12 protein-coding genes and 3 tRNA genes are annotated in these 14,131 nt (G+C 48.1%); 11 read left to right on the plus strand and 4 right to left on the minus strand.

Annotation, left to right across the window (positions count from 1 at the left end):
- Nucleotides 1-334 precede the first annotated feature (334 nt).
- From gyrA to cysN, 5 genes are all read left to right on the plus strand, one after another.
- The gene (gyrA, locus tag ACFODX_RS07555) at nt 335-2,989 is read left to right on the plus strand and encodes a DNA gyrase subunit A (protein ID WP_378117664.1); all 2,655 of its coding nucleotides are present in this window, start codon (nt 335-337) and stop codon (nt 2,987-2,989) included.
- 15 nt (nt 2,990-3,004) lie between these two features.
- Nucleotides 3,005-4,114, plus strand: coding sequence for a prephenate dehydratase (gene pheA, locus ACFODX_RS07560; RefSeq protein ID WP_378117666.1), 1,110 nt, complete (start codon nt 3,005-3,007; stop codon nt 4,112-4,114).
- A gap of 6 nt (nt 4,115-4,120) precedes the next feature.
- On the plus strand, nt 4,121-5,035 hold the full coding sequence (locus ACFODX_RS07565; RefSeq protein ID WP_378117668.1) for a prephenate dehydrogenase/arogenate dehydrogenase family protein: 915 nt from the start codon (nt 4,121-4,123) through the stop codon (nt 5,033-5,035).
- A gap of 99 nt (nt 5,036-5,134) precedes the next feature.
- A complete protein-coding gene (gene cysD / locus ACFODX_RS07570) occupies nt 5,135-6,079 on the plus strand; it encodes a sulfate adenylyltransferase subunit CysD (RefSeq protein ID WP_378118128.1) in 945 nt (314 codons plus the stop codon).
- Between the two features lie 66 nt (nt 6,080-6,145).
- Nucleotides 6,146-7,567 (plus strand): sulfate adenylyltransferase subunit CysN, encoded by a 1,422-nt coding sequence (cysN, locus tag ACFODX_RS07575; RefSeq protein ID WP_378117670.1) that lies wholly within the window; start codon nt 6,146-6,148, stop codon nt 7,565-7,567.
- Between the two features lie 123 nt (nt 7,568-7,690).
- Here the strand turns inward: cysN and folD are convergent, their stop codons facing one another.
- The 4 genes from folD to ACFODX_RS07595 all read right to left on the minus strand — a co-directional run bounded on the left by folD (nt 7,691) and on the right by ACFODX_RS07595 (nt 9,086).
- On the minus strand, nt 7,691-8,536 hold the full coding sequence (folD, locus tag ACFODX_RS07580; protein ID WP_378117672.1) for a bifunctional methylenetetrahydrofolate dehydrogenase/methenyltetrahydrofolate cyclohydrolase FolD: 846 nt from the start codon (nt 8,534-8,536) through the stop codon (nt 7,691-7,693).
- 203 nt (nt 8,537-8,739) lie between these two features.
- Nucleotides 8,740-8,815 (minus strand) — tRNA-His (locus ACFODX_RS07585).
- Nucleotides 8,816-8,895: 80 nt separating this feature from the next.
- A tRNA-Arg gene (locus ACFODX_RS07590) sits at nt 8,896-8,972 on the minus strand.
- A gap of 37 nt (nt 8,973-9,009) precedes the next feature.
- A tRNA-Pro gene (locus ACFODX_RS07595) sits at nt 9,010-9,086 on the minus strand.
- A gap of 261 nt (nt 9,087-9,347) precedes the next feature.
- Here ACFODX_RS07595 and ACFODX_RS07600 point away from each other — a divergent pair.
- From ACFODX_RS07600 to ACFODX_RS07625, 6 genes are all read left to right on the plus strand, one after another.
- Nucleotides 9,348-9,848: a flavin reductase family protein gene (locus ACFODX_RS07600; protein ID WP_378117674.1), complete on the plus strand. Its 501-nt coding sequence runs from the start codon at nt 9,348-9,350 to the stop codon at nt 9,846-9,848.
- A gap of 507 nt (nt 9,849-10,355) precedes the next feature.
- Nucleotides 10,356-11,375, plus strand: coding sequence for an NAD(P)H-dependent glycerol-3-phosphate dehydrogenase (locus tag ACFODX_RS07605; protein ID WP_378117676.1), 1,020 nt, complete (start codon nt 10,356-10,358; stop codon nt 11,373-11,375).
- Complete coding sequence (locus ACFODX_RS07610; protein WP_378117678.1) at nt 11,375-11,734, plus strand: DUF4389 domain-containing protein; 360 nt, start codon at nt 11,375-11,377, stop codon at nt 11,732-11,734. Before ACFODX_RS07605 ends, ACFODX_RS07610 begins: the two co-directional genes overlap by 1 nt.
- Nucleotides 11,731-12,201 (plus strand): phosphohistidine phosphatase SixA, encoded by a 471-nt coding sequence (sixA, locus tag ACFODX_RS07615; RefSeq protein ID WP_378117680.1) that lies wholly within the window; start codon nt 11,731-11,733, stop codon nt 12,199-12,201. Before ACFODX_RS07610 ends, sixA begins: the two co-directional genes overlap by 4 nt.
- Nucleotides 12,202-12,287: 86 nt before the next feature.
- Entirely contained in the window at nt 12,288-13,169 is an 882-nt protein-coding gene (locus ACFODX_RS07620; RefSeq protein ID WP_378117682.1) for an alpha/beta fold hydrolase, read from the plus strand.
- A gap of 46 nt (nt 13,170-13,215) precedes the next feature.
- Complete coding sequence (locus ACFODX_RS07625; RefSeq protein ID WP_378117684.1) at nt 13,216-14,118, plus strand: DUF4892 domain-containing protein; 903 nt, start codon at nt 13,216-13,218, stop codon at nt 14,116-14,118.
- Nucleotides 14,119-14,131 lie beyond the last annotated feature (13 nt).

Genomic DNA, 14,131 nt, shown 5'->3' on the forward strand with positions numbered 1-14,131 from the left:
AATCAAGGAAAAAAGGCGGCCAGTATACTGCAATGGGGGCTGCTATCGATGACTGATTCCAGCCTTGTGCCAGAAGGCAAAAACTCTTGTGATTTCATAGGGAAAGCAAATGCGTGGAGTGCCTATGTGTCGGTTTTTATGCTACCATCGCGCCCCTGAAATAAGCCTTAGGCGCATTTTTAGCCACTTCCTTAGTGTTTTTGGGTGGCCCGCTACTAGGGTAGCTGTTTTTGCTTTTAACGATTCAGCGCCGTGATAGGGCCTATCCGCCGAATTACCCGCTACCAGCAATCACCATAACCAAAGCTTTAATAAAAAGGAAAGCTGTCATCCCATGGTCGAATTCGCCAAAGAAATATCACCCGTAAGTATCGAAGACGAACTCAAGCAGTCATACCTGGATTACGCCATGAGCGTGATTGTAGGGCGTGCCTTGCCCGATGTGCGCGATGGCTTGAAGCCTGTGCATCGCCGTGTTCTGTTTGCGATGAGCGAACTCAATAACGATTGGAACAAGCCCTATAAAAAGTCTGCCCGTGTGGTGGGTGATGTAATCGGTAAATACCACCCTCATGGCGATACGGCGGTATACGACACCATCGTGCGTATGGCTCAACCTTTCTCCCTGCGCTACATGCTGGTGGATGGTCAGGGTAACTTCGGTTCGGTGGATGGCGACCGCGCGGCGGCTATGCGTTATACCGAAATTCGTATGGCGAAAATCGCCCACGATTTATTAGCGGATCTGGATAAAGAAACCGTCGATTTTGTACCCAACTACGATGGCACCGAACAAATTCCAGCGGTTATGCCTACGCGTATTCCCAACCTGCTGGTAAACGGCTCATCCGGTATTGCTGTAGGTATGGCGACCAACATCCCACCACACAACTTAAAAGAAGTGGTGCAGGGCTGTTTAGAGTTAATTAATAACCCGGACATCACCATTGATGAGTTGATGGAATTTATTCCGGGGCCAGATTTCCCTACGGGCGCGATTATTAATGGGCGTGCCGGTATTGTTCAGGCCTATCGCACCGGCCGTGGCAGCATTATTGTGCGCGCCAAAGCGGAGATAGAGCGCGATGACAAAACGGGCCGCGAAACTATCATCATTCACGAAATTCCTTATCAATTAAATAAAGCGCGTTTGATTGAACGTATCGCCGAGCTGGTTAAAGAAAAGAAAATTGAAGGCATCAGCGAGCTGCGCGACGAGTCTGATAAAGACGGGATGCGCATCGTTATCGAGGTGAAAAAGAGCGAAGCGGCAGATGTGCTGCTCAACAACCTCTACGCCCAAACCCAATTGCAAACTACCTTCGGCGTCAACATAGTGGCGCTGGATGATGGTCAGCCAAAAATTCTCAACCTCAAAGAGTTGCTTGAAGCTTTTGTTAAGCATCGCCGTGAAGTAGTTACCCGTCGCACCGTGTATTTGCTGCGCAAAGCGCGCGAGCGCGGTCATATTTTGGAAGGTTTGGCCGTTGCCATCTCCAATATTGATGAAGTTATTGCCCTGATTAAAAATTCTGCCTCACCCGCTGAAGCGAAAGAAAGCTTGATGGGCCGTGGTTGGGATGCTGCCGACATGGCGCCCTACCTTGAGCGCGCGGGTGAAGACGCCTGTCGCCCCGAAGACTTGGGCGCTGAATTCGGCATGCGCGACGGCCACTATTATTTGTCGGCCGCGCAGGCTCAGGCGATTTTGGAATTGCGTCTGCACCGACTCACCGGCATGGAGCACGACAAACTGCTCGCCGAGTACGATGAAAAGCTGGTTCAAATCGCCGAATTTTTGGAAATCCTTGGCAACGCTGTGCGTTTGATGGAAGTTATTCGCGAAGAATTAACCCAGGTTATCAATGACTACGGCGATAAACGTCGCACTGAGATTGTTGCCTCAACCCTGGATCTCACCACAGAAGATTTAATCAACGTGGAAGACCGTGTGGTTACCATTTCTCACGGCGGTTATGCCAAGAGCCAGCCGCTGGCCGATTATCAAGCGCAGCGCCGCGGCGGTATGGGCAAATCCGCAACCGCCGTCAAAGATGAGGACTATGTACAGCATCTGTTGATTGCCAGCACTCACGACACCGTATTGCTGTTCACCAACGCTGGTAAAGTCTATTGGCTGAAGGTGTACATGATTCCTGTCGCGGGTCGCCAGTCGCGTGGCCGCCCCGTTATTAACCTCTTGCCATCGCTGGAAGAAGGCGAGCGTATTACCTCCATCTTGCCAGTGAAGTCTTACGACGACGATAAGTTTATTTTCATGGCAACTGCCAATGGTACGGTGAAGAAAACGGCGCTTACACAATTTGCCCGTCAGCGTAGCGTCGGTTTGCGCGCGATTGAATTGGATGAAGGCGATACCTTGGTGGGTACTGCAATCACCAACGGCGCCTGCGATGTGATTCTGTTCTCCAGCTCCGGTAAAGCGGCGCGTTTCCGTGAATCACAAGTGCGCGCTATGGGGCGTACTTCGCGCGGTGTGCGTGGTATCCGTTTGGCAGAAGGCCAGCGTGTCGTGGGCATGGTGATTCCACTGGAAAATGGCCAGGTGTTGACCGTGAGCGAAAACGGCTACGGCAAGCGCACCGAAGTTGGCGAGTTCCCCGCAAAAGGTCGCGGTTCACAGGGTGTAATTGGTATGCAAACCACTGAGCGCAATGGCCAGCTGGTGGGTGCAGTACAGGTATTTGACGGTGAAGAAATCATGCTGATTTCTGACCAGGGCACCATGGTGCGCACCCGCGTTGACGAAGTCTCTGTGCTCAGTCGCAATACCCAAGGTGTGCGCCTGATTAAGCTCAAAGACGGTGAGCGCATGCAGGGTCTTGAGCGTATCGAAGAGAGCGCTGATGAAAACGCCAAGCGTGAACTTGCACGTGCCGAAGGTGAAGATGCTGAGCTGCTAGCGGATGAAAATGGTACAGACGAAGTGATTGACGATGCGTCTGATGATGAGTCAGTTGGCGAATAATTGGCGAGCCGAATCATGTCAAGTGAAGAGTCAGAAGTTGAAAAGTTATCCGCCTTGCGCGAAAAAATCGATGCAATTGATGAAGAAATTGGCCGCTTGATTTCCGCGCGAGCTGAATGTGCGCAAGAAGTTGCTGATGTAAAAAAAGCCAGTCTTCCAGCTGACGCAGAGATTCTTTTTTATCGCCCTGAGCGCGAGGCTCAGGTATTGCGTAAAGCCATGGAGCGCAACAATGGCCCCTTGAGCAATGAAGAAATGGCGCGATTGTTTCGCGAGATAATGTCCGCTTGCCTGGCGCTTGAAAACCCCATCAAAGTGGCTTACCTGGGGCCAGAGGGTACTTTCACCCAACAAGCGGCATTAAAACATTTTGGGCATTCCGCGATTGCTATTCCTTTCTCGGCTATTGATGAAGTTTTTCGTGAGGTTGAGGCTGGTGCTGTGAATTACGGCGTTGTTCCAGTTGAGAACTCCACTGAGGGCGTGGTGAATCACACCCTTGATAATTTCATGGGTTCCAACCTGAAAATTTGCGGCGAAGTGGAGTTGCGTATTCATCACAACCTGATGGTTTCTGATGTAACCAACACTAACAGCATCTCGCGTATTTATTCCCATTCACAATCCCTTGCCCAGTGTCGCAAATGGTTGGATGCGCATTATCCCAAGGCCGAGCGTATCGCTGTAAACAGTAACGCTGAAGCGGCAAAACGTTTGAAAGGTGAATGGAATGCGGCGGCAATTGCCGGCTCCATGGCCGCTGAGCTGTATGGCCTGAAAATCATTGCTGAAAAAATTGAAGATCAACCCGATAATTCCACACGCTTCTTAATTATTGGCAAGCAGTCAGTGCCCCAAAGCGGCGTGGACAAGACTTCTATTGTAGTGGCTATGCGCAATGAGCCCGGTGCGCTACATAATTTGTTGGAGCCTTTTCATCGCCACAATATTGATCTTACTCGTGTAGAAACCCGTCCATCGCGTACCGGTGCCTGGACTTACGTGTTTTTTATCGATTTTGTGGGTCACGTTGATGAGCCTTTAATTAGCGATGTAATGAAAGAAGTTGCCACTCGTTGCGCTGATCTCAAGTTGCTTGGCTCTTACCCTAAAGCGGTTTTGTAATTCCTTATGTCGCAGCCTTTGATCAATAAATTTGTTGTTGTTGGTATCGGTTTAATTGGTGGAAGTCTTGCTACCGGTCTGAAGCAACGTGGAGCTTGTGCGGAAGTAATCGGTGTCGCGCGTAAACCGGAGACCTGCGTTGAGGCTGTTGAGCGTGGCGTAGTTGATCGCGCTTACACATCCTTGAGCGAGGTTGCCAGCGAGCTGCGTCAAGGCGATGTGGTGTTTATTTCTGTGCCTACCTTGTCAGTAACCAGTGTGTTGCAAGAGATCAAGGAATGTATTTCATCGGAGGTTACCATCACTGACGGTGCCAGTGTAAAAGGCAGCGTGTTGCGTGCCGCCGAGCAGGTCTTTGGTGAAGTGCCGCCGCAGTTAGTGCTTGGTCATCCCATTGCCGGCTCAGAAAAGAGCGGTGTTACCGCTGCCAACCCTAATTTGTACGAAAATCACCGTGTGATCTTAACCCCTGCATCTACTACCGACGCCTACCATTTAGGTTTGACCACAGATATGTGGAACGCGGTGGGCGCCGAGGTATTAACCATGTCAGTGGAGGAGCACGATGAGGTACTTGGTGCAACCAGCCATTTGCCGCACGTGATTGCTTATTCGTTAGTGGATACGCTCGCACAGGACATACACAATCCCAATATATTTCGCTACGCGGCTGGCGGCTTTCGCGATTTCACCCGCATTGCGTCCAGTGATCCAGTGATGTGGCATGACATTATGCGTGCAAACAAAACAGCGATTTTGCAATCGATGGATTTGTTTATCGACAACCTGTCGCGCTTGCGCGCCGGCATAGAGCAGGAAGATAGCGACTATTTGCTCAAAGTATTTAGTCGCGCTAAAGAGGCTCGTGATGAATTCACTCTGATGTTGGCGCAACGTCAGGCGCCAAGCAGCAAAGATTAGTTTGGTGTTGCCAAACTATCGGGAATAACCTTAGAAACAATTAGTCATTAAATCTTATGTGCTGGCTCTATATAATCGCTGCTGCTTTTTCACCAGCTAATTGCGCCAACGCAGACTCACTTTGGTAACCATCGAATGTCAAACTACAACTTGACTCACCTCAAGCAGCTTGAAGCTGAAAGTATTCATATCATCCGTGAAGTGGCCGCAGAATTTGATAAGCCCGTCATGCTCTATTCGGTCGGCAAAGATTCAGCGGTCATGATGCACCTCACCATGAAAGCGTTTTTCCCGGGCAAACCGCCTTTCCCCATGTTACACGTGGACACCACCTGGAAATTTCGTGAAATGATTGAGTTTCGCGATCAACGCATTAAGGACTTGGGCTGGGATTTAATCGTGCACATCAACCAAGAAGGTGTGGACATGGGCGTTGGCCCCTTTACTCACGGCAGCGCCAAACATACCGACATCATGAAAACCCAAGCGCTGAAGCAGGCGCTCAATAAATACGGTTTTGATGCAGCGTTTGGTGGCGCGCGCCGCGATGAAGAAAAGTCGCGCGCAAAAGAGCGTGTATATTCGTTTCGCGATAAAAACCATCGCTGGGACCCTAAAAACCAGCGCCCCGAGTTATGGAATATTTATAACGGTCGTGTTGATAAAGGCGAAAGCATTCGTGTGTTCCCTCTGTCCAACTGGACGGAGTTGGATATCTGGCAATATATTCACTTGGAAAATATCCCAATTGTCCCTTTGTATTTTGCTGCCAAGCGCCCGGTAGTGGAGCGCGACGGTACGTTAATTATGGTTGATGATGACCGCATGCCCATCGGCCCTGATGACAAGGTCGAAGAAAAAATGGTTCGCTTCCGCACGCTGGGCTGTTACCCGCTGACGGGTGCCGTTGAGTCTGAAGCAACCACCTTGCCGGAAATTATTCAGGAAATGTTATTGACCACAACGTCTGAGCGCCAGGGACGAGTGATTGATCACGACAGCTCCGGCTCTATGGAAAAGAAAAAGCAAGAAGGTTATTTCTAATCGGCGTTATCGATGCGCGAGAGAAACATTTTCAATTATTGATTTTCTGATACGAAAGAGATTCCTATGAGTCATCAGTCTGACCTTATTGCACAAGATATCAACGCTTATCTTGCTCAACATGAACAAAAAGAATTGCTGCGCTTTTTAACTTGCGGCAGCGTTGATGATGGTAAAAGTACACTGATTGGTCGTTTGCTCCACGACTCAAAAATGATTTACGAAGACCAGTTGGAAGCCATACGTTCCGACAGCGTTAAACATGGCACTACCGGTGAAAAAATCGACCTGGCATTGCTTGTGGACGGCTTGCAAGCCGAGCGCGAGCAGGGCATTACCATTGATGTTGCCTACCGTTACTTCTCCACGGCAAAGCGCAAGTTTATTATCGCGGATACGCCCGGCCACGAGCAGTACACACGTAACATGGCTACTGGTGCATCGACCTGTGATTTGGCCGTAATCCTGATTGACGCGCGTTATGGTGTGGTCACCCAGACTCGTCGCCACAGTTACATCGCGTCGTTGCTGGGTATCAAGCATATTGTTGTTGCCGTCAATAAAATGGATCTGCTGGGATTTGACCAAGCTGCGTTTGAAAAAATCAAACAGGATTACCTGGCCTTTTCTGCAAAGCTGGGCATGAAGGATGTCATGTTTGTACCCATTTCCGCGCTGGATGGTGACAACGTTGTGAATCGCTCAGAGCGTTGCGCCTGGTATACCGGTCAAACCTTAATGAAAATTTTTGAATCTGTGCCCATCGCCGGCGACAAGAATCTTTCAGATTTCCGTTTCCCTGTGCAATACGTTAACCGTCCGAACCTGGATTTCCGTGGCTTCTGCGGCAATGTGGCCTCAGGTATTGTGCGAGTGGGTGATGAAGTTCGTGTGTTACCGTCCGGCAAAACTAGTTTTGTAAAATCGATTGTTACTTTTGATGGTGAATTGCAAGAAGCGTTTGCTGGCCAGGCAGTAACTCTCACGCTGACTACTGAGGTAGATGTAAGTCGTGGCGATATGCTGGTGCTGGCGAAAGACTCGGTGCCTCAGTCGAATCACCTGAAGGCACATGTTGTGTGGATGACTGAAAAAACCACGAAAGCCGGTTCTGAATACTTATTTAAATTTGCAAGTAAGCTGGTTAGTGGCGCAATTGAGGCAATTGAACACCGTGTTGATGTTAATACCCAGGAGCACTCCGAGGTAGAACAGCTGCAGTTAAATGATATTGCCGTGGTTGATTTGGTTTTGACTCAGCCCGTTGTAGCCGATAAGTATTCTGCCAATCGCGCTACTGGTGCGTTTATCATTATTGATCGCCTCACCAACATCACCGTGGGCGCAGGTATGGTTGTTGAGCAGCTTGGCGCTACCCAGCAGGCCAGTGGTGTGTACAGTGAATTTGAAATTGAGCTAAATGCACTTATTCGCAAACATTTCCCTCATTGGGGGGCTGCGGATCTGGGTAAATTAATCGGACGTTAGTGAATATATTCACGTAAGGGAATACCGCAACAAAAAACGCCAGTCAGTAATCCTGCCTGGCGTTTTTTGTTGTGTCTCGATTATTGTTTCTGGGTTGGGGATTAACTGAGCGCCGCTGCTGGCTTAACCGATTTTCTTTTCCCCGGAATCTACGGTTTGATAAATGAGCGTATTGATCGTCATAGGTCCAACGCCACCAGGAACCGGGGTATAAGCGGCGACTCGATTTAACAATGGCTTGAGTTCTATATCACCCACACCACCAGGGTGATAGCCGGCATCAACTACTACGGCGCCATCTTTGATCCATTCTGCTTTAATAAATTCTGGCTTGCCAACCGCGCCTACCAGAACATCTGCTTGTTTGATCAATTCGGGTAGATTTTTAGTGCGTGAATGGCAAACAGTAACCGTGGCATTAGCGTTTAACATCATTAATGCCATGGGTTTTCCAAGAATGGGGCTGCGACCCACTACCACGGCGTGTTTGCCTTCAAGTTCAATACTGTATGCTTCCAGCAGACGCATAATGCCTTTCGGAGTTGCACAGCCATAGGCTTCTTCACCCATACTCATACGGCCAAACCCCAAGCAGGTAACACCGTCTACATCTTTTTCAGCACTGATAGCATCGAAGCACAAGCGTTCGTCAATTTGGTGGGGGACGGGGTGCTGCAACAAAATCCCGTGCACGTTCGGGTTGTTATTCAGCTCGTTAATTTTGGAGAGCAATTCTTCGGTAGTTGTAGAAGATGGCATTTCTACCTTCAATGATTCCATTCCAATGCGCGTGCAAGCGTTGCCCTTCATTTTTACATAAGTTGCCGATGCAGGGTCATCGCCCACCAGAATAGTGGCCAGAATGGGGGTTTGACCATTGCTGCGCGCTTTCATTGCAGCAACGCGTGCTGAAAGTTCCTGCTCAGTTTTTTCGGCAAGTGCTTTGCCATCCAATACAAGTGCGGACATGAGGGTAAATCACCTTTGTGTTTGCAAATAGAAGTAGAAATAATTGTGCGCATTTTCCCACAGGCGACCTGTATCGCCAAGGTAATTCAGGCGCTAGCCAAACCAAATGAAAGACAACAGATTGAAAAATGATTTGTATTCGGAAAGATGTTCGGAAAACTGCTATTTGTTAGCTGTTACTTACTGTGGAAGGCTTGAAAATATGGGGTGGCTGATGGGGCTCGAACCCACGACCACTGGAATCACAATCCAGGGCTCTACCAACTGAGCTACAGCCACCGTAGCAGGAAACATATATTGGATCTTTTAATCCACTAATGTCTTTAAAAGATGATTTGAGCGATGTTTAACAGCCAATGTGGCGCGCCCGGCAGGATTCGAACCTGCGACCACCCGCTTAGAAGGCGGGTGCTCTATCCAGCTGAGCTACGGGCACATACTGGATCAAACCTTCGCAGGTTCGACAAAGAATATGGTCGGAGTGGAGGGATTCGAACCCCCGACATTCTGCTCCCAAAACAGACGCGCTACCGGGCTGCGCTACACTCCGACAACTTGAAATGTTGTGCGTTTCAAGTGGTGCGCATATTAGCGATGGGAGTTAATGTCGTCAACGAAAAAAACACAACAAAATAAAATATTTAGCAATTACAGTTAATTTTTAGCCAGCTTGATTAAGGCGCACCCCAACAATACAAAAAATGTTCTGCGGTCACGCGCCTTTTGATGGGTTTAATGGGGGAATTCATAAATCTTGTGCCCGGAGCATCACCTAGTCAGAATAAGCACTTCGCTAGGTTTGGGAGTTTTTATGCAAAATGATAGTTTGGCCGTGTTAATGAAGCAGGGTATGCGCAGACTTGCGTCTGGAGTTTGCGTTTTATCTACCTCACTGGATGATGGTGAACGCTTCGCGATGACAGTTTCGTCTGTCACTTCTGTTTCTGATTCTCCAGCATCGTTATTGGTGTGTATTAATCAGGCTGTTTCACAGCAGGCACACTTGAGTAGTCCAGAAGCGAGATTTGCTATCAATGTTTTGTCGGTTAGTCATCAGGATGTATCAAATATTTGTGCCGGTCGAGATCCATCGCGTAACCGCTTTGATGTCGGCCAATGGGTTAAAGAAGGATCCGGCCTGCCAGTCCTGGCGGATGCGCAAGCTGTGTTTATTTGCAAAACTGACAAAGTAATGACCTACGGAACTCACAAAATCGTGGTTGCTGCAATCAGTAGTGTGATTATCAATGGTGCAGAGGTTGAACCGCTTTTGTATGCAAATGGCAGTTATGGTGCATTTACCCCTTTATAGTCCGAGGGTGGATTTGTAGCTAATGAGTTTGCTGCTTGTCGGTTTGTTGTTTCTTTTGATTACTATGTTTTTTGGTTCAAAAAGAAGCACGGATATTGTTGCAAATTATCTTGCAATATGAATCTTTGCGGTCTATCTGCAGTTTAAGGTTAAGAATCACTAACTCTTTATGCACACGTCTTGTGCTAACGATAACTTTCGGTACAAGAGCTGAGCAAAAATGCGAAAAAACATGCTTTTCCCTCCTTGTTTTTTTATAACTTATTGATTTTTAATGATTTTATTGCTTTGGTTAAAATTTGTTCAATTTGTTGTTGGTATAGATTTTATGGGCCTTTGCGGTGGTTTCCCAAAAACTATCCACTAAGTTATCCACAGAAAATGTGGACAAAATTAATGTTAAAAAATTTGTGCAAAAAAGTTACAGTTTGTTTGTTTTGTGAGTTTTTTCGTCGCTATCGGTGACATTTTCTTCGGTGTTTTTTGCTCGGAACAGTAGATTTTTTTATGAGTAAAATTTTAAAAGTAACGGTGTTGGGAGGCGGTAGCTTTGGAACTGCGATTGCCAATATTATTGCCTGTAACCGCTATCCTACATACTTGTGGATGCGTTCTGCTGAACAGGCGGCAGAGATCCTGGCTGAAGGTGAAAACAGGCGCTATTTGCCTGGTTATAAACTCAATAAGGATTTGTTGGTAACTGCTGATTTGGCAGCAGCGATTACGGATGCAGATCTTATCTTCATCTCTATACCCACGCATTCATTTCGCGCTGTAACTCAAATGATTAAGCCCCTGCTTGCCGGCCAAACAATGGTGGTTAGCACCGCAAAAGGAATCGAGCCAGAGGGTTTTACTCTGATGAGTCAAATTCTTGAGCAAGAATTACCGGGCCATGCAATTGGTGTTTTGAGTGGGCCTAATTTCGCGAAGGAGATAGTCCAGCAGCAACAGACAGGTACTGTGATTGCGAGTGAAAGCGAGGCTTTGATAAGTAGTGTCCAACAAACTCTTAAATCTGAGACTTTTCGCGTCTATGCCAACCATGATCGCTATGGCGTTGAGTTGGGCGGGGCGCTTAAAAATATCTATGCGATTGTGTGTGGAATGGCTGCTGCGCTGGGGGCAGGCCACAATACGCAAGCGATGCTGTTGACCAGAAGCTTGGCCGAGATGAGTCGCTTTGCCCAGGTTATGGGGGCAAACCCAATGACATTTTTAGGGCTCGCTGGCGTGGGCGATTTGATACTCACTTGCACCTCTGACCTAAGTCGAAATTATCGTGTTGGTTATGCGCTGGGGCAGGGCAAACAGTTGGATGAAATTGTCTCCTCCTTGGGACAGGTTGCTGAGGGCGTAAATACCCTGCGCCAGGTAAAACAAAAGGCAGGAGAGTTGGGTATCTACATGCCCCTGGTAAATGGGCTCTATTCTGTTCTTTTTGAGGGGCGAGCCATTTCTGAAGTGGCCCGCAGTCTAATGGTGGGTGAACAAGCTGATGATGTTGAGTTCTTAAGGGGAAATTAATGGACAATGATCAATTGAAATCTAATCTGACCTCGAGTAAACACTGGCTCCGGCTGATTTTCATGCTGTTGTTTGCTGCCATTTTGCAGCTTGCAAGTATTGTGATGTGGGCATTGGTGATAGTTCAATTCTGTTTTTCGCTGGTTACCGGTGAAGATAATCAACATTTGAGACGTTTTGGTTATTCACTATCTACTTATATTTACGAAGTGCTTAAATTTTTAAGTTATAGCAGTGAGGAAAAGCCATTTCCGTTTGCTGATTGGCCCATTGCTAAAGATTCAGTAGCCACATCTGACAAGACCGAAACCGCAGTTCCTGTAGTTGTACAGAAAGATGATGAAGCGGATAGCAAATGATCATTTACTTGATGCGTCATGGTCATGCTGAACTCCAGATAACCACTGATGAGCAGCGTCGTTTAACTCCCAAGGGTGTTGCTGAAACAAAGGCGCTATTGGTTCGACGCAGCAATGAAATATCTGCAGTGAGGGCAATATTGGCTAGTCCGTTAGTTCGTGCCCATCAAACTGCGCAGATCGCGCAACAGCACTGCGCGAATATCTCAATAGACACTTCAGCTCTGTTGGTGCCCGAGGCTGATCCTTACTTGATTATCGAATGGCTGAATAGCAACTATTCAGCCCTGCGGGAACCTTTGCTGCTGGTGAGTCATCAGCCTTTTGTGGGGCGTTTGTTGGGGTTGGTCTGCGGCAAGCCAGAGGGGTTTTATCCCATGGGAACCAGTTCGTTGGCGTCAATAGAAATGGATGAAGTTGCTGTGGGTTTGGGTGATCTTCGTTGGATCGAGCATGTTGATGGTTAGCACTGTGGGGAATTAACAAGCGTTCTGTCTAAATCTGTAAGCGGCAAATATTCCAATAACCAGACACACTATCACGGGAGTAAAAAATGCAATTTGTCCCGGGGGCTTATCCAGAATCACATGAGTTGCGTTTTACGGTTAATGGTATTGAGTTTGCGGCGCAAGAGTGGGGAGCATCTGGGCAGCTTCCGGTGCTCGCCTTGCATGGTTGGTTAGATAACTCTGCCAGTTTTTACAAGCTTGCTCCACGTTTGCAAGGGGTGCATCTGGTTGCTCTGGATTTGGCTGGGCATGGTCAGAGTAGTCAACGCCCCGGTCAATCTGCCTACACCTTCTGGGATGATATCAACGATATTTTTGCCGTAGCCGATTATATGGGCTGGCGGCGTTTTGCATTATTAGGGCATTCACGCGGCGCTATTATCGGTACATTAGCGGCCGGCACTTTTCCCGAGCGCTTTACTGGGCTTGCCCTGGTGGAGGGTGTATTGCCTGAACCAGCCAGCCCTCTGGATGCGCCGCGTCAGTTAGCAGCTGCAATCGAAGGGCTGCGCGCGTTACAACACAAAACTCCGTCAGTTTATAAAGATCTTGAGATCGCGATCAAAGCGCGTGAGCGCGGTATGTTTCCTTTGAGTTATGCGGCAGCCAGAGCGCTTACGCTTAGAGGTGTGGTCCCAAAGGGTGATGGTTTTACCTGGAGTACTGATCCCAGATTGATGGCGCCCTCGGTATTAAAAATGTCGCGTGAACAGCTAGCCGCTTTTTTAGATCGCGTCAGTGCACCGGTTAAATTATTGCTGGCGCGCGAGGGGTTGCCCAAACTTTATGATAACTACATGCGTGAAGTTCAGCAGTTCTCCCAGTTGCATTATGAGTTGTTAGGCGGTGGGCACCATCTGCATATGGAGCAAGAGTCCGAATTGGTTGCCGAGAAACTGAATGCTTTTTTTGCGGGATTGTCTTAAGTGCGATTGGTTGCGTATTAATGTGCTGGACTCAGCGAGATTTACTATGAAAGTTCTTTTGGCCATCGTTCTATTAGGGTTATGTCAATTGTCCTCAGCGGCGGAGCTGTTGCTCCAGCCTTATCACAATGCGCGCGTTGTATTTCAAAGTTCAGGCCCCGTTGATGATTACGTATTTGCCCTTGGCAGTTACAAAAAAATATCCGGCAGTTGGCGGTTAGACCGTCAACAGCGGCTGATGGGGAGTTTGACTCGTTACACGTTGGAATTGCCGGAAGGCCATAGTGCTCGAAGGGGGTTTGATTTTTATCTGGATCAACTTCAAAACTTCAACATTCGTGAGTTGTTTCATTGTTCCGGCCGCGATTGCGGAACGAGCAATTCCTGGGCGAATAATCATTTTAAAATTCTTCAGCTCTATGGTTTGGATCAGTTTCAACAATACGGCGCTTATGAGGTTATTAATGCGGATGCTAAACCTTTTTACGTCGCGCTTTACGCCGTTCAGCGCGGTAACAAACGTGTTTATATGCAAGTTGACCTAATGCATGTGGATCAAGTGAATGACCTTGGTATTGCCGCCAACCCGGAATCTATTCTTCGTGCGCTGGAAGCAAATGGCTACTACGTATTTCCAGATGTACTGGTGAGTGATCTTCAGGGAAAAGTGAGCATCAAAATAAAGCAAGCTCATTTACAAGCTTTAGTTGATGTCATTAATGCCCGCCCTGAATGGATGTTTGCCATTGTTGGCCATGACTATGAGCCTGTGGCGTTGAGTCTTCAGCAAAAAAGTTCCCGGGCATACGCCGAACAACTTATCGCCGCTTTGGTTGGCGCTGGTGTTAGTGGCAATCGATTGGTGCCCTATGGCGTTGGTGGTTTGGCACCCGCCGGTAAGGGCGATAGAAGCGCGCGCGTGGAAATTGTGAAAATTCATCATCCGTAGCCCGCCTCTGATT

The sequence above is a fragment of the Cellvibrio fontiphilus genome (assembly GCF_042646205.1).
In the GTDB taxonomy this organism is placed as follows: Bacteria; Pseudomonadota; Gammaproteobacteria; order Pseudomonadales; family Cellvibrionaceae; genus Cellvibrio; species Cellvibrio fontiphilus_A.